Source organism: Duganella sp. P38 (assembly GCF_050859475.1).
Classification (GTDB): domain Bacteria; phylum Pseudomonadota; class Gammaproteobacteria; order Burkholderiales; family Burkholderiaceae_D; genus Rugamonas.
In genome coordinates, this window is record NZ_CP193936.1 from 3,756,601 (window position 1) to 3,779,845 (window position 23,245).

At 64.0% G+C, this 23,245-nt stretch carries 22 protein-coding genes and 2 pseudogenes; 8 read left to right on the forward strand and 16 right to left on the reverse strand.

The annotated features are described in order from the left end of the window. Positions 1-128: 128 nt before the first annotated feature. From ACRQ5J_RS17375 to ACRQ5J_RS17390, 4 genes are all read left to right on the forward strand, one after another. Positions 129-455 carry an ArsR/SmtB family transcription factor gene (locus ACRQ5J_RS17375; protein WP_432378377.1) on the forward strand — a complete coding sequence of 109 codons (327 nt, stop codon included), beginning with the start codon at positions 129-131 and terminating at the stop codon, positions 453-455. A gap of 8 nt (positions 456-463) precedes the next feature. Next, positions 464-700 (forward strand): hypothetical protein, encoded by a 237-nt coding sequence (locus ACRQ5J_RS17380; protein ID WP_432378378.1) that lies wholly within the window; start codon positions 464-466, stop codon positions 698-700. A gap of 20 nt (positions 701-720) precedes the next feature. Further along, entirely contained in the window at positions 721-1,137 is a 417-nt protein-coding gene (locus ACRQ5J_RS17385; RefSeq protein WP_432378380.1) for a hypothetical protein, read from the forward strand. Positions 1,138-1,210: 73 nt separating this feature from the next. After that, positions 1,211-1,558, forward strand: a complete 348-nt coding sequence (locus ACRQ5J_RS17390) for a hypothetical protein (protein WP_432378382.1) — start codon at positions 1,211-1,213, stop codon at positions 1,556-1,558. Here the strand turns inward: ACRQ5J_RS17390 and ACRQ5J_RS17395 are convergent, their stop codons facing one another. From ACRQ5J_RS17395 to ACRQ5J_RS17405, 3 genes are read right to left on the reverse strand one after another with little or no spacing between them, the layout of a single operon-like run. After that, positions 1,559-3,001 carry a hypothetical protein gene (locus ACRQ5J_RS17395; protein ID WP_432378383.1) on the reverse strand — a complete coding sequence of 481 codons (1,443 nt, stop codon included), beginning with the start codon at positions 2,999-3,001 and terminating at the stop codon, positions 1,559-1,561. After that, entirely contained in the window at positions 2,998-3,714 is a 717-nt protein-coding gene (locus tag ACRQ5J_RS17400) for an ABC transporter ATP-binding protein (RefSeq protein WP_432378385.1), read from the reverse strand. Before ACRQ5J_RS17400 ends, ACRQ5J_RS17395 begins: the two co-directional genes overlap by 4 nt. After that, a complete protein-coding gene (locus tag ACRQ5J_RS17405; RefSeq protein ID WP_432383675.1) occupies positions 3,711-4,097 on the reverse strand; it encodes a GntR family transcriptional regulator in 387 nt (128 codons plus the stop codon). The genes ACRQ5J_RS17400 and ACRQ5J_RS17405 overlap by 4 nt, the downstream gene beginning before the upstream one ends. A gap of 191 nt (positions 4,098-4,288) precedes the next feature. Between ACRQ5J_RS17405 and xth the strand changes: the two genes are divergently transcribed. Genes xth through ACRQ5J_RS17420 form a run of 3 tightly spaced genes read left to right on the forward strand, consistent with a single transcriptional unit; the run spans position 4,289 to position 6,734 of the window. Beyond that, positions 4,289-5,068 (forward strand): exodeoxyribonuclease III, encoded by a 780-nt coding sequence (xth, locus tag ACRQ5J_RS17410; protein ID WP_432378387.1) that lies wholly within the window; start codon positions 4,289-4,291, stop codon positions 5,066-5,068. Continuing rightward, on the forward strand, positions 5,068-5,832 hold the full coding sequence (locus tag ACRQ5J_RS17415) for a histidine phosphatase family protein (RefSeq protein ID WP_432378389.1): 765 nt from the start codon (positions 5,068-5,070) through the stop codon (positions 5,830-5,832). The genes xth and ACRQ5J_RS17415 overlap by 1 nt, the downstream gene beginning before the upstream one ends. Next, the gene (locus ACRQ5J_RS17420; protein ID WP_432378391.1) at positions 5,829-6,734 is read left to right on the forward strand and encodes an NAD(P)H-hydrate dehydratase; all 906 of its coding nucleotides are present in this window, start codon (positions 5,829-5,831) and stop codon (positions 6,732-6,734) included. Before ACRQ5J_RS17415 ends, ACRQ5J_RS17420 begins: the two co-directional genes overlap by 4 nt. Positions 6,735-6,742: 8 nt before the next feature. Here the strand turns inward: ACRQ5J_RS17420 and ACRQ5J_RS17425 are convergent, their stop codons facing one another. From ACRQ5J_RS17425 to ACRQ5J_RS17470, 10 genes and pseudogenes are all read right to left on the reverse strand, one after another. Then, a complete protein-coding gene (locus ACRQ5J_RS17425) occupies positions 6,743-7,753 on the reverse strand; it encodes an IS110 family transposase (RefSeq protein WP_432378393.1) in 1,011 nt (336 codons plus the stop codon). A gap of 268 nt (positions 7,754-8,021) precedes the next feature. Continuing rightward, positions 8,022-9,685 (reverse strand): annotated as a pseudogene (locus tag ACRQ5J_RS17430) (peptide chain release factor 3). A gap of 57 nt (positions 9,686-9,742) precedes the next feature. After that, positions 9,743-14,317: a pilus assembly protein gene (locus ACRQ5J_RS17435; protein WP_432378395.1), complete on the reverse strand. Its 4,575-nt coding sequence runs from the start codon at positions 14,315-14,317 to the stop codon at positions 9,743-9,745. Between the two features lie 10 nt (positions 14,318-14,327). After that, on the reverse strand, positions 14,328-14,903 hold the full coding sequence (locus ACRQ5J_RS17440) for a pilus assembly PilX family protein (protein WP_432378397.1): 576 nt from the start codon (positions 14,901-14,903) through the stop codon (positions 14,328-14,330). Next, complete coding sequence (locus ACRQ5J_RS17445; RefSeq protein ID WP_432378399.1) at positions 14,900-16,114, reverse strand: prepilin-type N-terminal cleavage/methylation domain-containing protein; 1,215 nt, start codon at positions 16,112-16,114, stop codon at positions 14,900-14,902. The genes ACRQ5J_RS17440 and ACRQ5J_RS17445 overlap by 4 nt, the downstream gene beginning before the upstream one ends. Positions 16,115-16,116: 2 nt before the next feature. Then, positions 16,117-16,683, reverse strand: a complete 567-nt coding sequence (locus tag ACRQ5J_RS17450; protein ID WP_432378401.1) for a type IV pilus modification PilV family protein — start codon at positions 16,681-16,683, stop codon at positions 16,117-16,119. Beyond that, on the reverse strand, positions 16,680-17,306 hold the full coding sequence (locus tag ACRQ5J_RS17455; RefSeq protein WP_432378403.1) for a pilus assembly FimT family protein: 627 nt from the start codon (positions 17,304-17,306) through the stop codon (positions 16,680-16,682). The genes ACRQ5J_RS17450 and ACRQ5J_RS17455 overlap by 4 nt, the downstream gene beginning before the upstream one ends. Before the next feature lie 169 nt (positions 17,307-17,475). After that, a pseudogene (locus tag ACRQ5J_RS17460) lies at positions 17,476-17,718 on the reverse strand (type IV pilin protein); the annotation flags it as partial. 102 nt (positions 17,719-17,820) lie between these two features. Beyond that, positions 17,821-18,807 (reverse strand): sensor histidine kinase, encoded by a 987-nt coding sequence (locus ACRQ5J_RS17465; protein WP_432378404.1) that lies wholly within the window; start codon positions 18,805-18,807, stop codon positions 17,821-17,823. After that, complete coding sequence (locus ACRQ5J_RS17470) at positions 18,804-19,472, reverse strand: response regulator transcription factor (protein ID WP_432378406.1); 669 nt, start codon at positions 19,470-19,472, stop codon at positions 18,804-18,806. Before ACRQ5J_RS17470 ends, ACRQ5J_RS17465 begins: the two co-directional genes overlap by 4 nt. Positions 19,473-19,665: 193 nt before the next feature. Between ACRQ5J_RS17470 and ACRQ5J_RS17475 the strand changes: the two genes are divergently transcribed. Then, entirely contained in the window at positions 19,666-20,445 is a 780-nt protein-coding gene (locus tag ACRQ5J_RS17475) for a Crp/Fnr family transcriptional regulator (RefSeq protein WP_432378408.1), read from the forward strand. Here ACRQ5J_RS17475 and ACRQ5J_RS17480 read toward each other — a convergent pair. From ACRQ5J_RS17480 to ACRQ5J_RS17490, 3 genes are all read right to left on the reverse strand, one after another. Continuing rightward, positions 20,342-21,925, reverse strand: coding sequence for a CHASE3 domain-containing protein (locus ACRQ5J_RS17480; RefSeq protein WP_432378410.1), 1,584 nt, complete (start codon positions 21,923-21,925; stop codon positions 20,342-20,344). The genes ACRQ5J_RS17475 and ACRQ5J_RS17480 overlap by 104 nt on opposite strands. A 110-nt stretch (positions 21,926-22,035) precedes the next feature. Next, on the reverse strand, positions 22,036-22,668 hold the full coding sequence (locus tag ACRQ5J_RS17485; RefSeq protein WP_179671926.1) for a response regulator: 633 nt from the start codon (positions 22,666-22,668) through the stop codon (positions 22,036-22,038). Positions 22,669-22,811: 143 nt separating this feature from the next. Then, positions 22,812-23,228 carry a MerR family transcriptional regulator gene (locus tag ACRQ5J_RS17490; RefSeq protein WP_432378412.1) on the reverse strand — a complete coding sequence of 139 codons (417 nt, stop codon included), beginning with the start codon at positions 23,226-23,228 and terminating at the stop codon, positions 22,812-22,814. Positions 23,229-23,245 lie beyond the last annotated feature (17 nt).

Sequence of the window (23,245 nt, forward strand, 5' to 3'; positions counted from 1 at the left end):
AGCGCCTCAAAGGCCAACTCAGCATGGATTCCCGCCTGCGCGGGAATGACGTTGTTTTAACTGGACCGGATAAACCCCTGCCACAATTTCTGCTTGCGTTCGCCTCACCTGTCAGATATTCTTTACACATGAAACCGAAACATCTCACTGGTGACCAGCTGCTGGCGGCGCTGGCGGCGCTGTCCAACCCGCACCGTTTGCGGGTGGTGGCGGCGCTGTCGGCCGGCGGACGGAATTATGTGAGCCAGCTGGCGCGCGAGTTGGGTATCAGCCGGCCGTTGCTGCATCTGCATTTGCAGAAGCTGGAGGATGCCGGGCTGGTCACGAGCCAGCTGGAATTGTCGGCCGACGGCAAGGCGCTCAATTATTTTGAGGCGGCGCCGTTCGCCATCGACCTGACGCCCGCCCTGATCGCGGCAGCAGTCGCTACTTTGACGCATAACCCTGAAAAATAGAGGCAACCATGTCTGAACCGGTGTACCTGACAACGCTCGCCATCTTCTTCGGCACGATCTTCATGATCGTCCTGATCCGCTCGCAGACCAGCGTCAAGAAGGCCCAGCTACAGGCGGAGAACGCGGAGTCCTACCGCGCCATCGCCGAACGCGCCACCGCCGCGCAGGAGCAAACCGCCGCCGCGCTGGCCGATCTGCAAACCCGCATCATCGCCATCGAAAAGGTGCTGAAGCAAGTCGAATAACCACCACCGGGAGCCAAGCCATGCCACACGTATCACTGTTTCGCCTGTATTCGCTGAGAGCTGTCTATCTGATCATCGCTGTGGGCCTGGCGCTCGCAGTGTGGCCGGGCGTGCTGCGCCATGCCGAACCGTGGGGGCTGGCGCAGGGCGTGGTCAAATGCATGTTGACGGCGTTCAGCCTGCTGTGCATCCTCGGCATTCGCTATCCCTTGCAAATGCTGCCGGTGCTGCTGTGGGAAATGCTGTGGAAGTCGCTGTGGCTGCTGCTGGTCGCCCTGCCCGCCTGGCGGCACGGCGCCATGAACGCGAACGTGGCCACCACCGCCGTTGAGTGCGCGGTCGCCATCATCATCCCGCTGGCCATGCCGTGGCGCTACGTGTTCGACCACTACATCCACAAGAACGGCGACCGCTGGCGCGCCGCCGTTGCCAGCTAGATCCGCATCGTGCGCCGCGTTTCACACCAGCACGGCGATAATGCGCGCAGCACGTACGATTTGAGGAGTCATATTGAAAGCATCTCCCGCGCCGGCACTGATTTCGGCATTGTTATTCCCCGGACTGGGCCATCTCGCGCTCAAGCCCCGGCGCGCCGCGCGCGGCATGCTGTTTTTGATCCCGGCCGCCGTGGCGGTGTTGTATCTGTTGCAGTCCGTCGTGCAACTGGCCAACCAGCTGGTCGACGAGATCAACGGCGGCAAGCTCGCTTTCGATCCGCTCGCCATCCTGGAGCGCGTACATGCGTCCGGCGTGGATAATCCCGCCACCAACATCGCCTCGGCGGTCGTGCTGATGTGCTGGGTCAGCGCCGTGGTCGATGTGCTGTGGTTAAGCCGCCGCCCGACCGCGCCACATTAATCACTCGGCCAACCGACCCGCCGGCAGCACCGGCGGGAGCGCCACCAGCTTGTGCCAGCGCCACGCCACCGCCAACGCACTGACAAGCGCCACCAGGGCGCCCAGCCAGAACCAGGGTACGGCCGGCCAGCGCTCGGCAACCGCCAGAAAAGCCGAACAAACCATCAGATAGAGGAGCGTCAACGCCTTCCAGGAGCTTGTACGGGTGGTTGGACGCATGACGGCGTAGTCTCGCAGCAGCGCGCAGGCAAACGGCAGCATCAAAGTGGCCAGCACGAAAGAAGAACCGCGCAGCCTTCCCTCGCGCAACACGAAGAAGTCAAAGCAGGCGACGCATACCAGTGCAGCGGCCCAGACAATAACGAAACCACGCACCAGGGCACCAGCCAGCAAGCGGTTCACGTCGCGCGCTGGCGGCGCGCCGGGGCTGAGGAAAAACACTGCCTGCTCGGTGCGGTAGCTGAGTGCGCCATCGATGGCGCGGTCAACATAAGTGACGACGGTAAGCAACAGGCCGCCCTTCATCACCATGCTCCACATGAAGAACTGACGGGTTTCACGCCAAGCGCTGAAGATCGCCAACCCAACCAGCAACAGTGCCATTGCCACTGCCAGATCGACCACATAGCCGAGCGGATACGCCCCCGGCCCCAGCGCATGCACCATCATCCGCTGCGGCGTGCCGCCGGTGCGGCTATCGTTACGCAGCGCCAGGTGATAGCGGGCGCGCCAGGTCGCTTGGCGCCATCTGTCCAACAGCGTGTTTGAAACCGGCAGCGGCGGCGCACCGACGGCAACCAGGCGCTGGTTATACAGCTTGAACCAGGCCCAATGCCGATCGCCGCCGCGCGGCAAAACACGCTGCAGTCCGAGCGCACCCAGTATCAGCAGCAAGACGCTGCCAATCGCGGTAATCCACGACTGCCCCAGATGCGCATGCAATGCAGCGCCGATGTCGTCGACCAGTGCGGATTGCGAGGCGATCAAGGAGACTGCCAGAGGAACCAGCATCGCTTGAGGATAACGAGTCACAAACAGGATATAAACGTTCATCATGCCAGCAGCCAGCAAGCCATAGCCGCCGTATTCCGACAGGGCCGCCGTTAACAATCCGCCCAGCAAGGTGCTGAAGATAAACAAGATAGCGACCACGCGCAGCAGCCGCCCGCGCAAGCCCGGCGTCAAACAGGCGTATTCCGGCCGGTTTTGCCGCGCGGCGCTCTTCAGCACCGCACCACACCACATCATCGTTGCGCACCATAACAATAATGCCAGTACGCATGAAGCGACCCTGGGTTTGTCTGCATACCAGGTGGCTGCGAGCACCAGCACGGCGCCGCCGCCAAGCAGCCAGTTGATGCGTACCATCATGCGATAGATGCTGTGCTCACGCACCACTTGCAACAGCAATTGCCGATATGCTGGCCAGCCGGCGGCGTTCATTTCGTCACCTCGACAAACAGGTCTTCGAGACTGAGATCTTTACCCTCCAGCAACTCATCGAGCGCGCCTTGCAGCACGATTTTGCCGCCTTGCAGGAAAGCGACGTCCAGCGCCACGCGCTCCAGATCGGACAGGATATGGGTGGAAAAAACAACGGTCGTATCGCGTTCTACGACATCGGTGATCAATTCTTGCAAGAAGTCACGGCGGCCGATGGGGTCAAGGCTGGCGACAGGCTCGTCCAGCACCAGCAGCGTTGGATCGTGGGCCAGCGCGCGGATGATCGACAGGCGCTGCTTCTGGCCGCCGGAAAGCTTGGCGATCTGCTTGTTTGCGGCATCGCCGGTGAAGCCCCAACGCTGCATCAGGCCGTTGACCTTGGCCTGATTCCAGCGCGGATACAACGCCTTGAAATAATCCAGCAGCTGCAAAGGCGTCAGCCACTCGAACAACTCCGACTTTTGCGGCACGTAGCCGATGTCGGCGCGAACCTGGTCGCTCAGTGCCGACGCCGGATGGCCGAACAACTTGCTGCTGCCAGCATCGGCTTCGCGCAGGCCCAGCAGGCATTCCAGCAAAGTCGATTTGCCGGCGCCATTCCGCCCGAGCAGGCCGACCACCTTGCCCGGTTCAATCGTCCAATTAACGCCTTGTAAAACCTGCTGATTACCGAAGGCTTTATGCAGATTGGTTATTTCGATGACCGGCTTCATTTGGCTTCTCCAAGAATTTTGGTAAACAGCGCAATCACTGTTTCATTATCCATTTCCAGCTGACGTGCTTCGGCGGCGGCTCTTTGCAACGTAGGAATCAATAGATTTTCACGACCCTGCGGACTATTTCCTTTTGCAACCAGCATGCCTACGCCACGTGCGCGATTTAATAAGCCCTCGGTTTCAAGCATGTTATATGCCTTGGAAACTGTCATTGGATTTACAGCCAAAGCCACCGCCACGTCCCGCACGGACGGTAAAACATCGCCCGGTTTTAAGACGGCAGCGGCAATTAAGCGTCGGACCTGCTCTATTAACTGCCGGTAAATTGGCTCGGACGAGCCGGTGGCGATCGAAAACAGGCTGGGAGAGTGTGTGACCATTTTCACGTATTTGTGTATTAGTTGATTAATACAGTATACGCAATTGGGGCTGGCGTCAAGCGCCGCCACGTCGCTGCGCGGCCTGATGCGCCAGCACCTGGCCTGATCGCGCCAATAACTGGCGCAGTCACCAGCGTTTGAGTGCGCTGACGCACAGGGAGGGAGCAAAGAGAGTGCGTATACTTGAACGCATGCGTATAGCCACTTTCAACATCAACGGCATCGGTGCCCGCCTGCCCGCCCTCCTTCAATGGCTGGAAGAAACCCAGCCGGATGCCGTTTGTCTTCAAGAATTAAAAGCGCCGCAAGAAAAATTTCCCGAAGCTGCGATTAATGCGGCAGGCTATCAGGCGATCTGGCACGGTCAGAAAAGCTGGAATGGCGTAGCAATATTAGCGCGCGGCCAGCTGCCGATAGAAACTGGCCGAGGTCTGCCGGGCGATCCCGACGATGTTCAAAGCCGGTATATCGAGGCGATAGTCGACGGCATATTAATCGGCGGCTTATATCTTCCAAATGGCAATCCGGCACCGGGGCCGAAATTCGACTACAAACTAAAATGGTTTGAGCGCTTGATTATTCACGCCGAGAAGCTATTGGATAGTCCTGCCATACTGGCTGGCGATTTTAACGTCATGCCGACCGAGCAAGATGTTTATAAACCCGAGCGCTGGCTCGATGACGCGCTTTTCCGTCCCGAGGTGCGTGAAGCCTATCACCGGCTGCTGGCGCAGGGATGGACGGATGCGCTGCGCACCATGCATCCCGGCGAAACAATCTACACCTTCTGGGACTACTTCCGTAATGCCTACGGCCGCAATGCCGGACTGCGGATCGACCATTTGTTGCTCAGTCCGTCGCTGGCGCCGGCGCTGAAGAAGGCCGAGGTCGACCGCGATGTGCGCGGCCGCGAAAAACCCAGCGACCACGCGCCGGTGTGGGTGGAACTGGATATCAAAAGGATAAGCTGATGGAACAGAAATGGCCGCAGCAACTCTGGCTGGTCCGGCACGGCCAAAGCGCCGGCAATGTGGCGCGCGACGCCGCCGAGGCCAGCAAACAATTCCTGATTGACATCGCTGACCGGGATGTCGACGTGCCACTGTCCGAACTCGGCCAGCGCCAGGCTGCGGCCATGAGCGAGTGGTTTCACGCGCTCGGCCCGGCAGGGCAGCCGACGGTGGTGCTGCATTCGCCGTACGTACGCGCCCGCGCCACCGCCAAGGCCGTCCTCGACCGCCTCGACCGGGATGGCCTGACCGCCATCGCCGCCGACGAACGGCTGCGGGAAAAGGAATTCGGCATCCTCGACCGGCTGACTCCGCTGGGCATTCACGACAAATACCCGGAGTTGGCGGAGCAGCGCGCCCACGTAGGCAAGTTCTACTTCCGCCCGCCCGGTGGCGAAAGCTGGTGCGACGTCATCCTGCGGCTACGCAGCGTCATCGACACCATCACCCGCGAATACCGGGGCGAACGGGTACTGATCGTCGCGCACCAGGTGATCGTCAACTGCTTCCGCTACCTGCTGGAACGGCTGGACGAAGACGCCATCCTGGCCATCGACCGCGCCGGGGACGTGCCCAATTGCGGCATCACCGAATACCGCTTCGACCCGACGGTCGGCAAGCATGGCAAGCTGATGCTGGTGCAAGCCAACTTTGTCGCGCCGCTGGAGCAGACCGGCACGCCGGTGACGCACGAAAAAGACCAGCCAGCGGCAGCCAAATCATGAGCGACGACATCACCGCCCGCCTGTTACGCGACTGGCCGCTGCCGATGCCGGCGGCAAACGCCGACAAAGATGCGAGAGGATATGCGCTGATCGTTGCCGGTTGCAAGGAGATGCCGGGCGCGGTGCTGCTGGCGGCCACAGCCGCCTTGCGGGCCGGGGCCGGCAAGCTGGTGATCGCCACGGCGGCCAGCATCGCGCCACAAGTAGGCGTCGCCGTTCCCGAAGCGCGCGTGATCGGCTTGCCGGAAACCGAGGCCGGCGGCCTGATGGCGGACGACGCCGGCAGCCTGATCCACGTCGCCAGACAAGCCAGCGCGGTGCTGATCGGGCCCGGCATGGAAGACGACGCGGCCTGCTGCCGGCTGGTACGCGCGCTGCTGCCGCACTGCGCCGGCAAGCCGCTCATCCTGGACGCGGCCGGCATGAGCATCGCCGCGCGCGACGCCGACTGCGCCGAGGCGGCCGCACCGGGCGGCTTCCGCTTCGACAATCCAACGCTAATGACACCGCATGCAGGCGAGCTGGCCAGCCTCACTGGCGCGGACAAGGGCGACATCCAATCGCAGCCGGAAGCGGCGGCCCGGCTGGCGGCGCAGCGCTGGCAAGCGACGGTAGTCCTGAAAGGCGCGCTGACGGTCATTGCCGACGCCAGCACGCGGCAATGGTGCCACGAAGGCGGCAACACGGGCTTGGCGATATCGGGTTCGGGAGACGTCCTGGCCGGCATCATCACCGGCCTGGCCGCGCGCGGCGCGACGCTCGAACAGGCGGCGGCCTGGGGCGTAGCCCTGCATGCGATGGCGGGCGAACAGCTAGCCCTCAAGCACGGCCCGCTAGGCTACCTCGCGCGGGAGATCAGCACCGAAGTGCCCGCCCTGCTGCGCGCCCTCGCCGCCAATTAAAACCGGGGTCAGATACCGTCTTGAATGGCAAGCCCTTTTGAAAGGTAATTGGCGTCAAAGGGCTTGCCGGTACGAATGACACCGTAGATGAGATGCACGAGCTTATGCATCACGGCGCCGATCACGGCTTTTTTCGCCATGCCATTATTCGCCAGGCGCTGGGCAAACTGGTGTAGTAGCGGGTTGTGGCGGCTTGCCACCATGCCGGGCATATAAAGCGCGGCGCGCATTGAGGTGCTGCCCTTGCGGCTGATGGTGGTGCGCCCCCGAAGCGAGGTTCCTGAGCTGCGCTGGCGTGGCGTCACGCCGAGAAATGCCGCCAAGGCCTTCGCGTTGCCGAAGCGCCGAATGTCGCCCAACTGGCCTAAGATGCGAGCTGCGGTGGTGTTACCAATGCCTGGAATACTGGTGATGAGCTGCGCGTCGTGCTTGAGGCCGGGATGGCGGTCGATGTGGTCATCCACGTCGTCTTCCAGTTGCTTGATCTCGGTGTCAAACCAGGCAATAAGCAAGCGCGCGTGCTCAGCCACCTCGCCCATGCCGCTGGCCTCATAGCTTTCCAGCCGGTTGCGTTCCTGCTGGCGCATATCCTTCAGAGCCAGTATCCGCTGCGACCACGCACGCAACTGACGTTGCTCCAGCGGAGCGGGCGCCCACGTTGCCGGCGCCATCGCCGCGCAGTAACGTGCGATCAATGCTGCGTCCGCCTTGTCGGTTTTATTGCGCAGGTTCTCGCTCTGGCCAAAGCCCTTGATGCAGCCCGGATTGACTACGCTCACGGCAAGCCCGGCATCATAAAGCGTGGTCGCCACCTCCTCGAAATACACACCGGTCGCTTCCATGCAGACCCGTAATGCCGCCTTGGGTAACTTGGTCTTGTCCAGCCATTCCAAGAGCACCTGATGGCCTGCGGCAGAGTTATCTATGACCTTGCTCTTGATCTTGCCGTTCACTAGCAGGGCCACGTCGAGCTTTTTCTTGCCGACATCGATCCCCACGATTGCTGTTGAGCTATCCATTTTTGACCTCTCTCGTATGCGGGCTTACGCGCGAGGCGATGACCCAAGATACCGTTCGGACTTTTAAAATGAAACAGGCAGGGGCACCAATCTGACCCACGGGCTCAATGGCCCAAATTCTGATCGGCATCACCCTGCCTGACCACCTCCGTCACTTTATCCGATGATGGGGCGGTATGCTCAATATACGAGGTCTGACATTCGCACACGAGCTCAACTGCTGCGCAGTTGAGCTCGTGTGCGAATGTCAGACCTGACCCCGAATGGGTTAGAGCTTGGCGGAGTGTTCGCGGGTGGCGTGGAATTGCAGCTTCGGCCAGCGCTCTTGCGTTAGCCGCAAGTTAACGCTCGATGTGGCCAGGTAGGCCAGATTGCCGGCGGCGTCGTAGGCGACGTTGTGACCAAGCTGGTCTTCGAAGTCCGACAGCGCTTTTTGTCGTCGCTGGATACCCAACGCGCACTGCTGATGCTGGTGCTTTCGAACACCGCGTCGACGCCGTATTCGTTCAGCAGACGGCTGGCTACCACTTCAAACTGCAGTACGCCGACCGCGCCCAGCACCAGCTCGCCACCCTGGACCGGCTTGAAGACCTGCACCGCGCCCTCTTCGCCCAGCTGCTGCAAGCCTCTGTGCAACTGCTTGATCTTCAGCGGATTGCGGATGCGTACCTGGCGGAAGAAGTCCGGCGCGAAGAACGGGATGCCGGTGAACGTCAGCTGCTCGCCCTCGGTGAACGAGTCGCCGATCTGCATATTGCCATGGTTGGGCAGGCCGATGATGTCGCCGGCGTAGGCCTCTTCGACCTGCTCGCGCGTCGAGGCCATGAACGTGACCACCGACGACAGCTTGACTTCCCGCCCCAGCCGCAAATGCTTGACCTTCATGCCGCGCTCGAAACGGCCCGAGCAGACGCGCAGGAAGGCGATGCGGTCGCGGTGCGCCGGGTCCATATTGGCCTGGATCTTGAAGACGAAGCCCGAGAACGGCTCTTCCTTCGGATCGACCGCGCGCACCGTGGCGTCGCGCTCGCGCGGCGCCGGCGCCCAGTCGACCAGCGCCGACAAAATCTCGCGCACGCCGAAGTTGTTGATCGCCGAGCCGAAGAATACCGGCGTCTGGATGCCGGCCAGGAATTGCTCCAGGTCGAACGGGTTGGAGGCGCCGTGCACCAGCTCGACCTCCATGCGCAACTGGTCCATCTCCAACGGGAACATTTCCTGCAGGCGCGGATTGTCGATGCCCTCGATCAGCTCAAACGCGCCGTCCGCGCGCTCTTCGCCAGCCTTGAACAGCATGATGGTGTCGTTCAGCAGGTGGTACACGCCGCGGAAATTCTTGCCCATGCCGATCGGCCAGGTGACCGGCGCGCATTTGATCTTCAGCACCGATTCCAGCTCGTCGAGCAGTTCCAGCGGGTCGCGGGTTTCGCGGTCCAGCTTGTTCATGAAGGTGACGATCGGCGTGTTGCGCATACGGCACACGTCCAGCAGCTTGATGGTCTGCGCTTCCACGCCCTTGGCGGCGTCGATCACCATCAGCGCCGAGTCCACCGCCGTCAGCACGCGGTAGGTGTCTTCCGAAAAGTCCTGGTGACCCGGCGTGTCGAGCAGGTTGACCACGTGGTCGCGGAATTCGAACTGCATCACCGACGAGGCCACCGAGATGCCGCGCTGCTTTTCGATCTCCATCCAGTCCGAGGTGGCGTGGCGGCCCGATTTACGGGCCTTGACGGTGCCGGCCATCTGGATCGCGCCCGAGAACAGCAGCAGCTTTTCAGTCAGCGTGGTTTTACCCGCGTCCGGGTGGGAGATGATGCCGAAGGTGCGGCGGCGCTGGACTTCACGCGCGATCAGGGCCGGCGTCTTGGCGCTGGCGGCGGCGACGGCGTCGTCGGGATTCTCGGGGATTGTGTTTTCGGTATCGTTGACCATGTGTTCTGCGATCTGAGGCGGTTCTGCAAACCCTCGATTATACCGGCTCTTGGGCCTTTATTGTTGTCCCTTTATCCTGCGCCAGCCGACCCGGTGCGCCTCGGCCGTGTCCAGCTCCTTGGCGGCGCTGGTGATGTTGCTGCCGTCGGCCAGCGTGGTGATCAGCTTCAGCTGCCCGCTCGGCAGCCGCACGATGATGAAGCCGACCGCCGCCGAGGCGTTCGACAGGGTGGCGCCGGCCGCGTCGCCATTGACGCCCTGCCCGCTGCAGACGTCGATCTGGTACAGATTGCTGGTGCCGCCGACCGAGCACGCCGACGAGGACGAAGGCACGTTGGTGACCACGTTCGCCACGCCGCTGACGATTTGCGGGTCCAGGTTCATGCGCTCGCCGGCGTTGAGGTTCCAGTTCAGATACCAGCCGTCGCGCTGTTGCAGGTCGACCGGGTTGCTGCTGGCAGCGTAGCTGACGCTGTTGCTGGTCGCGCCCTTGACGCTGAGCACCTGCTGCACCATGTTGCTGTTCGGGATGCTGCCAAGCGCCGCGCCGCTGTCCCTGACCGCAAACAGGCTCTGCACGTCGGTGTTGGCCGTGTCCGGCACATCCAGCAGCCTGCCGCTGCCGAACAGCACCACCCGCGTGGCGCTGGTGCGCGTGGTGCTGATGCCGTTGGCGTCGGTGCTGGTGAGCGGCACGCCGCACTGCGTCACGTCCGGCCGCGTGGTGATCGGCTTGCTGGCGCCGGCCGTGCCCATGCGCAGCACGCCGATCGGCCCGGTCAGGCTGGTCAGGTCGAAGCGCCACATCTGCCCCAGCATGTCGCCGCCGTAGACGTAGGTGACGACCGGGTCGGCCAGCGGGTCGTTGCTGATGGCCGTGATGCGCGCCAGGCCGGACGGCGTGCCGACGTCGCCCGAGGTGGCCGCCTTGGCCAGCACCGCGCCGGTGGCGATGTCGACCACGAACAGCGTGCCGACGCCGCTGCCGCCGGCCACGCCGTCGGCGCCCGGCACATTGTTGTAGCCGGAGGTGAGCAATACCACCCACTTGCCGCGCCATTTGCCGAACTGCGGATTGCCGAAGGTCAGGCCGATGTCGGCGTCGTTGTGCTGCGGGCACACCAGCGGGTCGGCGCACAGCTCCCACAGCACTTTCGGGCTGTCGGGCTCGGTCACGTCCAGCGCGTAGTAACCGCGCCCGCCCGCATTCAGGCCGGCCACCAGCACGGTGCGCCAGGCGCCGCCGATCTGCACGTCCGCCACCTCGGGCGAGCCGTCAACCGTGAACTGGTGGTTGGTGCCGTAGGTGACGCTGGCCAGCGCCGCCATCTTGCTCATGACGATGCGCGGCACATAGGCCCAGCGCTCGGCGCCCGTCTGGGCGTGGAAGGCGTGCAGCATGCCGTCGTTGGCGCCGACAAACACCGTGCCGGCGCGGCCGGCGTAGTCGGATTTGTACTGCGCGTACGACAGGTCCGGGTAGTTGTTGTGCGGCTCGCGCACATAGGCCGGCTTGGACGAGGCGATGTCGCCGATGACAATCGGCAGCGTGTTGCCGTTGGCGTCGGTGGTGCTGCTGTAGGCGCGGTAGATATTGTCGTCGGCATGGGCCTGCGCCCCGCGCAGCCAGTTGACCAGGTTGGCGCCGCTGTTGGCGATGGCCTTGTCGCTGGCCGACAGCAGCGTGCATTGCGACAGGATGTTGCACTTGTTGGCGAACCAGCTTTTGGTGGTGGCGTCCATCAGCGCGTCGGTAAACAGGAAGTCGACCGGGTCGGCGCCCGGCTGCTGGTCCGGCTGCATCATCTTGATGCGGCGCGTAGCCAGCGCGCCGCCGACCGTGGTGTTGGAGCTCCATTCGGTGCGGGCCAGCACCTGGCCGGTGCTGGTGTCGATCTTGCGGTCGGTCAGCTCGCCGTACCAGTGCACGGTGGTGAAGGTGGCGGAGAAAATATCGTTGTCGGTCAGCGTGATGTTGGGCGTCGAGGTGGCGGCAGCCGCGGCCGCGCCGGTGCGCACCTGCATGTTCGACAGCGCCTCGCGCAAGCCGTTGACCACGTCTTTCGGGTCCTGCGCGCTGAAGTATTTGCCGTGGCCGTTGATGGCCGCGTGCCACAGGTCGTCCACCCGCTCCTGCACCGTGCTGGCGGTGTTGGTGACGTCCGGGTTGGGCCAGACGTAGGCGCCGCCGCCGTTCCACGGGCAGCCGCTCGGCACCTGCGTGATGAGGTTGTAGAAATCGCCGCCCGGCCTGGGCGCGGTGTCGTAGTTCGGCTCGTAAGTCATGATGCCGTCCACGCCCAGGCCCAGCGTGTAGGTGTTCATGTGCAGATGGGTGTTTTCGCCGGCCGCCGCCGGCACCGAGCCGGGCTTGCTCATGTCCGGCTCCAGCGCCGGCCGCAGCGATACCGTGCCGGTGCTGGAGCCGCCGTTGTACCAGTGCAGCGCCACGTCGGCAATCGACGGCTGGCTCTGCGCGCGCTTGTCGACGCAGCCGCTGGCGATGCTGCAAAAGCGCGCCGGGTTCTCGACATTGTCGTTGTTGACCACATTGCCGGTGCTGGCGCCGTTCCAGTAGCCGTCGGTGGTCAGGATCAGGAAGTTCGGCTGGCACGGGTACTGCACCACTTCCTGCCCGGCGGCGTAGTTGTACGGCGCCAGGTTGGCGAACATGCGGCCGGTGTTGTCCATCGCCGTGCGGATCGGCGTCGCGCCCGAGGTGGTGGTGCTGTACAGCGTGCTGTACCAGGTGCTGCGCGCGCTGCCGGAAAACTCCGCCGGCTTCATGTCGATGGCGTTGCCCGCGCCCGCCGCCGACAGCTTGACATAGCCGACCTTGTAGTTGGCGGTGATCGGCGCGAAGGCGATGCCCACCGAGGTCTTCATCATTTGCAGCCGGCTCTTGTAATACACATACCAGTTGGCGAAATTACTCATTTCCTCGGCGTAGGTACAGCTGGCGCCGGCGCAGTCGTCGCGGTCGACCGACTTCGGATAGGTCCGGCCGCTGACGATATTGACCCGCACAAAGGGATTCGGCGCCGCCTGGCCGGCGCTGATGGCGGCCGACGTCAGCGGTATCGTATCGACCACGGCAGCGGTGGTGTTCCAGCTCATGCTGCCGGCGTTGGCGATCGATACCGCGATGCTGCCGCCGCTGGCGCTGCTGGTGGCGTCGATCAGGCATGCGCTGTTGCCGCCCAGCGGCGCCGGGCAGTTGCTGCCGCCGCCGAGATACGCGCGCGCCGCGGCGTTGAATGTGCCGATGGCGTTCACCACCGACGTCGCCACCTGCGTTGCCGAGCGGCCGTTGCCCAGGCTGGCGTTGCTGAGCAGGGTCGCGCCGTTGAAGCTGAGCGTGATGCGCGCGGAGTTGCCGGTGGTGCCGCTGAACGTTACCGACGCCGGCGACAAGCGCGCTGCGGTGGCCGTGGCCGACAGCCCCCAGCCGGCGCGCGCGCCGTCGGTGTGCGGCGTGCAGTTAACTACGCTGAAGCTGCCGCTGCAACTGAGCACCGGCACCACCGCCACCACGTTTTCGGCGCTGAGGTTGATGCCAAAGCTGCTGCAGGCCGGCACCGTGGACTGCCCGGTCGGCGTACGCACGCAGGCGTAGTACAGCCGTGCCGAAGCCGGGTTGTTGTTGAACGTCGCCGTCGAGGTCGCGATGATGTTGGCGGCCAGCGCGCTGGCCATGGCCTGCTGCTTGATGGCGCTGTTGGTGCCCGTGCTGGCCGTCACCTGGCCGCTGCTGATGGTGACTACGTTGTTGCTAGTGTCGGTCACCTGCACATTGCCGATGCTGAGCGAGGTGGCGCTGCCGGACTGGCCAATGCCGATGGTGCCGTAGGCAACAATGGCGCCGGTCGGCTGCGAGTACGCCGGGTAGATATACACGCCCACGCGCTTGCCCTGGCATTGCGTCAGCGCGCGGTCGCTGCACCAGCGCACCTTGACCGGCACCGGATAGCCGGCTGGCGCCGCGCCGCCGATGGTGGTCGATTTGCAGGTGGTCATGGTTTCGTCGGTGCAGTACTGGCCGACGCCGATGGTGTAGTAATACGGTCCGGTGGTGATATCCACCGGGCTGCGGTACTGCTGGTCCGGATAGGTGTAGCTGGCGCTGTTGAAGGCGCACTGGGTAGTGGAGTTGACCTGGCACCATTTCAGGTCCGGGAAGCCGGTGACCAGGTTGATGTTGTTGCTGCCCGTGTTGCCGAACAAATCGGCGCGGCGGGCGCCGAAGCCGTCGTTGCTCACCACGGTCCAGTTGCTGGTGTTGGCGGCGTTCTGCTCCGGGTAGTAGCTGCCGTCGGCCCTGATCGGCACCATGTAGCGGATCGCCGGGTTGTAGTACTGCTTGTTGAAGTCCGGGCTCATGAATGGCGGATGGCCGACATTGCAGGCCATGACGCCCAGCGCCAGCGTCAGGCTGCTGCGGCACAGGTTGTCGTTGACGTAGTCCGGCGTGTAGGTCTGGTCCATCGAACCGGAGTTGTCGAACAACAGCATCAGGTTGGGCTTGACGCTGCCGGTGCCGGTGATGTTGAGCAGCGGCACCTGGGCGATCTGCGTGGTGGCCGCCATGGCCGGCAACGCGGCCAGCATCAGCAAGGATAGAAGCGTCTTCATGATGATTTCCTCAAGGACCTTTCATGATGACCGCCTGCGTCACCACATGGCCGCCGCGCGGGCCGAACACGCGCGCCGTCACAACATAATGCAGCTGCGGCGCGGTGGCCAGGTTGGGTGCGTCCACGCGCAAGGTTTCGCCCAGCGCGCGCGGGCCGGTGGCGCCGGTGCGCGGCGCGCTGGTCTGGCATTTGTTGTTGGTGTCATATGCGCCGGGAAAATCGCACAGCCGGTGGATCACGTATTCGACCCGGTTGCCGTCGGCGTCGGCCGGCAGCGTGACCGAGCCGAGCCAGAAGTTCGGGGTGCTTGCGGTCCAGGCCGGCGACAGCGTGGCGACATAGCCGGCCGCCGGCTGGTCGGCCAGCAGGTCGGCCTTGGTGGCCAGGTTGCGCAGATAGGTGAAGCCGGCGTGCAGTCCGGCGTCGGCCGCCTTGGTCATGGCGGCGTCATAGGCCAGGTTGCTGGTGGTGAGCGTGGTCGAGGTGCTGGACTTGAGCAGGTATATGCTGCTGACCATCATCACCGCCAGCATGATCAGCATGATGGGCAAGGCAATGCCGCGCTGGCTGGTCGCTGTCTTCATGGCCGGTACTGGGAGTTAATGATGGGAACGATGGTTTCGAACACCCGGTAGCGATAGCATTTCCAGCTGACCGGGTCGCCCGCCACGGCGACATTGACCTGCACCGGCGCCGCCGCGACGCCGGCCGGCACGCTGCCGGCAAACACGGTCGGCAGCGCCGCGCTGGCGCTGCATTGCACGCCGGGCCGCGGCCGCTCCACCGTTTTGCTGCGCGCCACTACCGCGATGCGCACGGCGGCGATGCGCTGATAGTCGCCCAGGCCGCCATTGACGCCGTCGCCGTCGGCGTCCATCATAGCGCCGCTCCAGGCGCCGATCCGCATGCCGCCGCTGGCGGTCGGCAGCAGTTGCTTGCCATTGTTGGGTGGATTCGGATCGTAGCCGGCCAGCACCCGCGTATCGAAGCCGTATTGCGCCTTGATCGAGACGATGTTGTCGGCCACCGACACGCCGGCCGCCTCGGCGCCGGCCAGGTCGGTGGCGCGCAGCAGCAGCACGCCGTTGCTGACCGACCAGGTGTGGAAATGCAGCTGGTCCGGCGCGCCCAGGTTATACATGAAGGTGACATTCATGTTGTAGTGCTGCGGCATGCTGGCGGCGGCGTTGTAGCGGTACTGGCTGCCGCCTTGCAGCAGCATTTCGGCGCCACGGCCGGTGGCGGGATTGAAGCCGGCGATCTGCATCACCGAGCATGGCCGGTCCGGCGCCTGCGGCGCCACCACCAGCACGTGGCCGGCGGCGTAGCCGTAGGGCGCGCTCTCGGCCGCCACCACATAGGATTCGCCGGTGTAGTTGGCCTTCATCATAGTCGAGGCGACGGCGGCGTTGGAGCTGCCGCTGTTGAACGAGATCAGGTCCGGGTCGGCGCCGTTGGACTGGATCACCACCGAGGCCAGCGGTGTGATGGTGACGCCGTCGCGCTGGGCAGTCAGCAGCTGGTAGCCGCGCTGGTCGCTGAAGTTGGCGGCGCAGCCGGCCACGGTGGGATCGTTCAGGCCCCAGCCGGCCATGGCGGCGTCGCCGCTGAGCTGGAACATCGCCAGCATGCCGTTCTGCATCGCATCGCCACCGCCGACCGCGGCGTCCTTGTTGGTTTCGCCACTGATCACCAGGCGCGTGGCGAACAGCAGCGCCAGCAGGCCGATCACCACGCTGATCATCAGCTCCACCAGCGAGAAGCCGCGCACCGGGCGCTTGAGCGAGATAATCATGGTCAGCGGGCGATGTAGGAGGTGACGCGATGCTGGTTGACCTCGCTGCGCGCCTTGCGCTGCCAGCGGATCGAGATGTCGATCTGGTAGCGGTTCATTGCGGGCTGGTCGGCCACGGTGACGGCCAGCACGGCGCCGGGGATCGCCGTCTTGGTTTCCTGCGCCCACGCGGCCAGGCGGGTGTTTGGCGCGCCGTTTTCCGCCAGGTTGTAGAGGTTGATGCTGGCCACGTCGGCGCTCATCACGCCGATCAGTTTTTCACTGGCCAGCGTGGCCTCGGCGCGCATGCCAGCGTCCGCCAGCGCCGAATACGCGCGCGCCTGCATGCCCACCGTGCCCAGCAAGCCGATGCCGAGGATCACGATGGCCAACATCGCCTCCAGCAACGCGATGCCGCGCTGGCCGGTTCGCCCCGCCTCTCCGCGTGGGCCGCACCGGCCAGACCGGAGTGGCTGGCCGGGCTGGCCGATGGCCGTCATGGTGGGCAAGCGCAGCTGTCCAGGCTGGCGTGGTCGGCCGCGCTGGCCCAGCGGGCGTGGTTGGCCGGGCTGGCGGATGGCCGGTGTCATGGTGGGCAGGCCCGGCTGTCCGGGCTGGTGACGGTGGGATCGCATTTGGTCGCCATGCCGGCCAGCGCAATGTTCAACGCCACCGGCCTTACCTCGCCCGCGTACCGGCTCGACGGATCGAGCCGCAGCTGCGTCAGCCGTTCGCTGAACGTGGTGTTCACCCAGCCCAGCGCCGTGTAGTACACCTGCGAACTCCCCTCCGGCAAAATGCTCGGCTTGAGCACTTCGGCCGACGCCAGCGCGTCCGCCGAGCGAAACACCGATTTGAAGCCCGCCGCGCCCAACGGATCGTTGGCCGCCGGCGTGTCCACGGTCGACCAGCCGCCCTGCCCCGGCTGGCATTGGGTGCCGGCGCCGACATAACACAGGTCGACCTGCCAATCCATCTGCCCGCTATGGGCGTTGGGCGTCAGCGAAATCCGGCTGGCCGTGTTATGGGCCACCGCCGCGCGCCGCGCCGTGCCGAAGCCATCCGCATAAAACTCGCTGATGCCGCGCGCGCGGTTGGCCAGCAGCCAGTTGCTGGCGTTGGGAATGCCGATCGCCAGCATGATGCCGAACACGGTAATGGTCACCAGCAGCTCGATCAGCGTGAAGCCGGCGGGCAGCGCTATTCGGTACATGCGCCCCCTTGTGGTCGACCCAGCAAGTGGTGCTGGCGCCCCAGCCGGCGCGCCCGGCGGTGGTAGCGCGGGCGCCGCTTTCATTGATGGTGTAAGCGAAGCCGTCGGCCTTGGCGCGCCCGGTGGCGGTAATGGTGTAAGTCGAGGCGGTGGCGTTGCTTAAGGCGTAGGTAAAGTTCGGCGTGGCGGACGGGAAGCCGGCCGATGCCTCAAAGCCGACATAGGTGCGATTATTCGACCAGTACTGCTCCGCCGCCGGCTGCGCCGCGCCCAGCGCGGTAAAGGCTTCGTTAAGGCGGCCGCGCAGCACATAATCGTTGTAGGCCGGCACCGCCACCGCCAGCAGAATGCCGACTATGGCCACGGTAACCAGCAGCTCGATCAATGTAAAACCCTGCTGGATGCGCTTCATGGCCGGACTCCCGTGACGTTATCTCATCGGGTTCCAGTGTACGCTTGCCGTCTTGCAACTCCCTGAGGGAAAGCTGACAAACGCCTGACAAGCGCACAGACTTCAGCTGAATTTCACGCTGAACAGTGCACCGCTGCCGCCGGCTGGCTCGCTCAGCGTCAGCCGGGCGCCGTGCACGACGGCGATATCGCGCACGATGGCCAGGCCGAGGCCGCTGCCGTGGGCCTTGTCGTCCAGCCGCACATAGCGGCTGAACACCTGTTCACGGCTGGCCGGCGGAATGCCGGGGCCGTTGTCCTCCACCGTCAGCACGCCGGGTCGCACCGTCACCGTCACCGCGCCGCCGGACGGCGTATAGCGGATGGCGTTGTCGATCAGGTTATCGATCAGATCGCGCAGCAGGAAGCGGTCGCCGGTAATGGTCGCCGGCAGCAGGTCAAAGCCGATGTCGATCGACTTCAGCGTAGCCTGCTCGACGAAGGATTGCACCGACTGCGCCACCAGGGCGTCCAGCGCCAGCGGTTCCAGCCGGGTCTTTTCGAAATGATGCGGCTCGGCGCGCGCCAGCGACAGCAGCTGATTGGTCTGCCGTATCATGCGCTCGGTGGCCGACAGCATCAGCCGCACCGACTGCGCGGTGTCGGGCTCGGCGTGGCGCGCGGCCAGCCATTCGAGTTGCGTCTTCAGGCCCGCCAGCGGCGTACGCAACTGGTGCGCGACGTTGGCCAGGAAATCCTTCCGCGCCTGCGCGCCCTCGCCCGCCTTGGCCAGCAGGCCGTTGAAGGCCGACACCATCGGCTCCAGCTCGTACGGCACGCCGGCGGCGTCAATCGGCGCGAGATCATCGCCATCGCGCTGGTTGAGGTCGGCGCGCAGCCGGTCCAGCGGCCGCAAGCCATTGCTGACCGAAAACCAGATCAGCGCCACGCATGCCAGCGCGAACACCACCTCCAGCAGCACCAGCGTGCGCATCACCACCTCGCGCAACGGCGGCGGCGCCAGCATCCAGGCCAGCGCGCCGGCGCCGAGATTGGCCAGCAGGATGGGCGGGATCAGCCACTTGAGCAGGCGCAGGCGGATGCTGCTCATGCGCCCGCCTCCAGCATGTAGCCGAAGCCGCGGATGGTGCGGATGGTGACGCCGGCGTCGGCCAGTTTCAGGCGCAGGCGCGACACATAGACCTCAACCGCGTTCAGGCTCAGGTCGTCGCCCCATGGCAGGATGGCGTCGATGATCTGCTGCTTGGAAACCACGCGCGCCGCGTGCTGCAACAGGTATTCCAGCACCGCCCATTCGCGCACCGACAGTTCGACCAGCCTGTCGCCCACGCGCGCGCGCCGCGTGGCCGTGTCCAGCGACAGATCGCCCAGCGCCAGCGCCGCCGGCTGCGGCGTGTGGCGACGCGCCAGCGCCTTCACGCGCGCCACCAGCTCGGCGGTGGCGAAGGGCTTGACCAGGTAATCATCGGCGCCCTGCTCCAGGCCGCGTACACGGTCCTCGATGGCGTCCCGCGCCGTCAACAGCAGCACCGGCACGGCGCAACCGCGCGCGCGTAGGCGCCGGACTACCTCGAAGCCGTCGATGCCGGGCAGGCCGATGTCCAGCAGCACGACGTCGGCGACGCCCGCGCGGCGCAGCAGCAGGTCGGCCTGGGCGCCGTGGCCGACTACCGTGACCTGCATGCCGTGGCCGCCCAGCGTGCGGCTGAGGCCGTCGGCCAGCAGTACATCGTCTTCGACCACCAATACTTGCATATTCGTGCGCCATCTGATCCGGATGTATGCCATTATGCCGCTGCCTCTCCCGGATTAATAGCGGGCACTGTAGGAACAGGACTACATTTCTGCCTGTTCCATGCCTACATTCGTGCGTCCGCTGCTCTTATGTTCGCCAATTAACATTCCTCATAAAGTTACACCAACACGTAACTAGCTTGTGAGGAACACCATGAACAACATCCAAGTCGCCGCAACCACCAAGAATAACTACAAACATGTTGCGCCACGGCCTGTGGTCACCCTCAGCGGCGCGCAGCAAAACGAACTGCTGGGGGCGCTGCCACGCGACGTCCTCGAAACCCTGTTTGAACACCTGGAACTGGTGCAACTGCCATTCGGCAAAGAGCTGTTTGAGTTCGGCAATGCGATGGAATATGTTCATTTCCCAACCACCGCCATCGTCTCGCTGCTGTATGTCATGGAAGACGGCGCCACCACCGAGATCGCCGTGGTCGGCCATGAAGGCGTGGTTGGCGTGTCGCTGTTCGAGGGCGAGCGCGCCATGTGCAGCGCGGTGGTGCAGGCGGCTGGCTACGGCCTGCGCATGAAGGCCGAGCACCTGCGCGCGGCGTTCGCCAAGGGCGGCGCGCTGCCTGCGCTGCTGATGCGCTACAACACCGCGCTGTTCGCGCAAATGGCGCAGAACGCCGTCGGCGGCCGCCACAGCTCGATCGAACAGAAACTGTGCCGCTGGCTGCTGGACCGCCTCGACCGTTCGCCGTCGAACTCGCTGAAGGTGACGCAGGAAATGATTTCGATCATGCTGGGCGTGCGCCGCGAAAGCATCACTGCGGCGGCCGGCAAGCTGCAGGACGAAGGCCTGATCACCTACCGCCGCGGCAACATCACTGTGCTTGATCGCTCAGGCTTGGAGGCGTATGCCGGTGAGTGCTACAAGGTGGCGAAGTCGGAGTTTGATCGTCTGCGCCTGGATGTAGCGCGTTGCTGATGACGTCGCTGATGGCCGGCGGCAGCATCGTCGCGGCCGGCGCGGCGGCGCGGCGCTCCTGACCAGGCGGTTCCACCGGCGGCGCCGCATGATCGCGGCTGCGCAGCGGAATCGCCACTTCGATGCAAGTCCCCGTATCGTTGCGGCCGCGACGGATATTCATCGTGCCGCCCAGTTGCAGCGCGCGTTCGCGCATCCCCAATAGTCCATGCGACATCGGCTTGATGATGGTGTCGGGCGCAATGCCGATGCCATCGTCGATAATCCGCAGCATCAACCCTTCCTGGTTCCGGTTCAGCGTGACGGTCACGCGGCTGGCCTTGGCGTACTTGCGGATATTGGTCAGCGATTCCTGCACGATGCGGAACAGCGCGATCGACAGGTCGCCAGAATTGCGGCTCAGGCCTTCGATCTCGGCCGCGACATTGCAGTCGCAGCGCACTTGCGACAGGCGGCTGAATTCCTGGCAGTAGCTTTCGATGGCCGCGCACAGGCCCAGGTTGTCCAGCAGGCTCGGACGCAAATTCTCGACGATGCGGCGTTTCATTTCCACCGTTTCCACCAGCGTGCCGCGCGCGCGTTTCAGCTGCTCGGCCAGTTCCGGGTGGGTATGGCGCAGCTGCTGGGTAACGGCCGCGATATCCATGCTGATCGAGGTCAGGTTGGCGCCCAGTTCGTCGTGCAGCTCGCGCGACAGGCGCACTTTCTCTTCCTCGCTGATGCTGATCAGGCGGCGCGACAGCACCGACAGCTGCTCGGTACGTTGCTGCACCGTGCTTTCCAGATTCTCATTGGTGCTTTGCAAAGCGTACTCCACCGCCGCGCGGTGTGCGAAGCTGCGCCGCACCAGCTGGTAGAACATCACCAGCACCATGATGGCCAGCGCATTGATGCTGACGCCCAGCCACACCGCCTTCTGGTATTCCTGGTAGAACATCGCGCTGCGCGCGTTGAGCATCTCGTTTTGCTCCTGCTCCATGATGACCACCAGCAGGCGGATCTCGTCCATGCTGGCGCGGTCGTCGCTGAGCTTGGCGATCTTGACGATTTCCTGCAAGCCGCCGTCCCGGTAGACGTCGATCGCCTGGTTCATGATGCTCAGGCGACGGCGCACCAGCGTGTGCAGCTGGGCCAGGTTTTTCAGTTGCGATGGATTGTCGGCCAGCAGCTTTTCCAGCTCGCGGAATTCGGCCTCGCTGTCGGCCAGCACGGTGCGGGTCGGCCCCAGGTAGGAATCGCGGTCGGACAGGAAATAGCTGCGCATGCTGCTCTCGGCATCGAGCACCAGCACATTCAGGTATTGCAGGCGGTCGGCCACGCGCGCGGTCTGGCCCAGCAGCACTTGCGCGCCGCGCAACGCCTGCAAATTATGGAACAGGCTGAAACCGTTGACGATCAGCAGCAACGCGCAGGTCACGCACAAGACGGTCTTGTACAGCGGCATGCCCTTGTGCGGCGCTGTTTCTGCGGTGAAATACATCCGATTCCTTCACAATGGGGGATTGGACCGTAAACTGGCCCAAGCTACCAATTATAGACCGGAAGAAAAAGTGATGTGTCTGTGCGCACGCCAACAGTGCGCACATGTTGCTAATCTAAAAGATTGTTCTTCATGGCGTAATAGGTCAGGTCCGAGTTGGACTGCATGCCCATTTTTTCCATGATGCGGGTGCGGTAGGTCGATACCGTTTTAATACTCAGCGACAGCGCCACGCCGATGTCCGACACGGTGGCGCCGCGCGCCAGGCGCAGGAACACCTGGAACTCGCGGTCCGACAGCTCGGTGTGCGGGGCCTTGTTCGGATCGCGGTCGAAGCTCTGCGCCAGCAGCTCGCCCACCTGCGAGCTGACGTAGCGGCGACCCTGGTAGACCGTGCGCACGGCGGTGATCAGCTCGTCCGCCTCGCATTCCTTGTTCAGATAGCCGTTGGCGCCCATCTTGAACAGGTTGAGCGCGTACTGCTGCGCCGGATAGCCGGACAGGATCAGCACCGGCAGGTCGGGCTGGCCTTGGCGTATCGTGCGCAGGGTGTCGATACCGCTTTGATCCGGCATGGCGATATCGAGCAACAGCACATCGCAAATTTCGCGGCGGGCGATATCCAGCGCTTCACGGCCGGTACCGGCTTCCGCCACCACCTCGAAGTCATCCGAGGACGAAAAAATCTGTTTAAAGCCTGCTCTTACAATTTGATGGTCGTCACAAATGGCAACGCGTATCATTGTTTCCTCTCGTCGTGTCCGGCATAGACCCGGACTGTCCGCCACCGTGCATCAGCTTTCATCGCTGATAATCGAATAATATTGAAAGTATAGCAGCAATCAAGCTGCCAGCCGCGCCTCGCGCCAGCAGTGCGCGGGCCTCTTCAGCCGACTTTAAGCAAGTCGAGAATGGCCAGCAGCTCGCCGCGGATCAAGTCACGGTCCAGCGGGGGAACAACGGCCGGAGGTGGCGTGCCGTTGACAGCTGCATCGCCATCATACTCTGCAGCGCCGCTATCGTGACCGCGATGGTCGAGTTTATTGCGGGCGCCGCTGATGGTGAAACCCTGCTCGTACAGCAGCTCGCGGATGCGGCGTATCAGCAGCACTTCGTGGTGCTGATAATAACGGCGGTTGCCGCGCCGCTTGACCGGCTTGAGCTGGGTGAATTCCTGCTCCCAGTAGCGCAGCACGTGCGGCTTCACGCCGCACAACTCGCTGACTTCGCCGATGGTGAAGTAGCGCTTGGCGGGGATCGGCGGCAGGACGACCAGTTCTGGTTTGACGAGACGATCGTTCATGGCAAATCAGCTCCCAT

Coding starts and splice junctions, on each gene's coding strand:
- ACRQ5J_RS17440 (WP_432378397.1), bottom strand. CDS start 14,903: ATGAAGACAGCGACCAGCCAGCGCGGCATTGCCTTGCCCATCATGCTG.
- ACRQ5J_RS17470 (WP_432378406.1), bottom strand. CDS start 19,472: ATGCAAGTATTGGTGGTCGAAGACGATGTACTGCTGGCCGACGGCCTC.
- ACRQ5J_RS17405 (WP_432383675.1), bottom strand. CDS start 4,097: ATGGTCACACACTCTCCCAGCCTGTTTTCGATCGCCACCGGCTCGTCC.
- xth (WP_432378387.1), top strand. CDS start 4,289: ATGCGTATAGCCACTTTCAACATCAACGGCATCGGTGCCCGCCTGCCC.
- ACRQ5J_RS17415 (WP_432378389.1), top strand. CDS start 5,068: ATGGAACAGAAATGGCCGCAGCAACTCTGGCTGGTCCGGCACGGCCAA.
- ACRQ5J_RS17480 (WP_432378410.1), bottom strand. CDS start 21,925: ATGTATTTCACCGCAGAAACAGCGCCGCACAAGGGCATGCCGCTGTAC.
- ACRQ5J_RS17465 (WP_432378404.1), bottom strand. CDS start 18,807: ATGAGCAGCATCCGCCTGCGCCTGCTCAAGTGGCTGATCCCGCCCATC.
- ACRQ5J_RS17475 (WP_432378408.1), top strand. CDS start 19,666: ATGAACAACATCCAAGTCGCCGCAACCACCAAGAATAACTACAAACAT.
- ACRQ5J_RS17455 (WP_432378403.1), bottom strand. CDS start 17,306: ATGTACCGAATAGCGCTGCCCGCCGGCTTCACGCTGATCGAGCTGCTG.
- ACRQ5J_RS17395 (WP_432378383.1), bottom strand. CDS start 3,001: ATGAACGCCGCCGGCTGGCCAGCATATCGGCAATTGCTGTTGCAAGTG.
- ACRQ5J_RS17400 (WP_432378385.1), bottom strand. CDS start 3,714: ATGAAGCCGGTCATCGAAATAACCAATCTGCATAAAGCCTTCGGTAAT.
- ACRQ5J_RS17485 (WP_179671926.1), bottom strand. CDS start 22,668: ATGATACGCGTTGCCATTTGTGACGACCATCAAATTGTAAGAGCAGGC.
- ACRQ5J_RS17490 (WP_432378412.1), bottom strand. CDS start 23,228: ATGAACGATCGTCTCGTCAAACCAGAACTGGTCGTCCTGCCGCCGATC.
- ACRQ5J_RS17385 (WP_432378380.1), top strand. CDS start 721: ATGCCACACGTATCACTGTTTCGCCTGTATTCGCTGAGAGCTGTCTAT.
- ACRQ5J_RS17435 (WP_432378395.1), bottom strand. CDS start 14,317: ATGAAGACGCTTCTATCCTTGCTGATGCTGGCCGCGTTGCCGGCCATG.
- ACRQ5J_RS17450 (WP_432378401.1), bottom strand. CDS start 16,683: ATGACACCGGCCATCCGCCAGCCCGGCCAACCACGCCCGCTGGGCCAG.
- ACRQ5J_RS17375 (WP_432378377.1), top strand. CDS start 129: ATGAAACCGAAACATCTCACTGGTGACCAGCTGCTGGCGGCGCTGGCG.
- ACRQ5J_RS17420 (WP_432378391.1), top strand. CDS start 5,829: ATGAGCGACGACATCACCGCCCGCCTGTTACGCGACTGGCCGCTGCCG.
- ACRQ5J_RS17425 (WP_432378393.1), bottom strand. CDS start 7,753: ATGGATAGCTCAACAGCAATCGTGGGGATCGATGTCGGCAAGAAAAAG.
- ACRQ5J_RS17445 (WP_432378399.1), bottom strand. CDS start 16,114: ATGATTATCTCGCTCAAGCGCCCGGTGCGCGGCTTCTCGCTGGTGGAG.
- ACRQ5J_RS17380 (WP_432378378.1), top strand. CDS start 464: ATGTCTGAACCGGTGTACCTGACAACGCTCGCCATCTTCTTCGGCACG.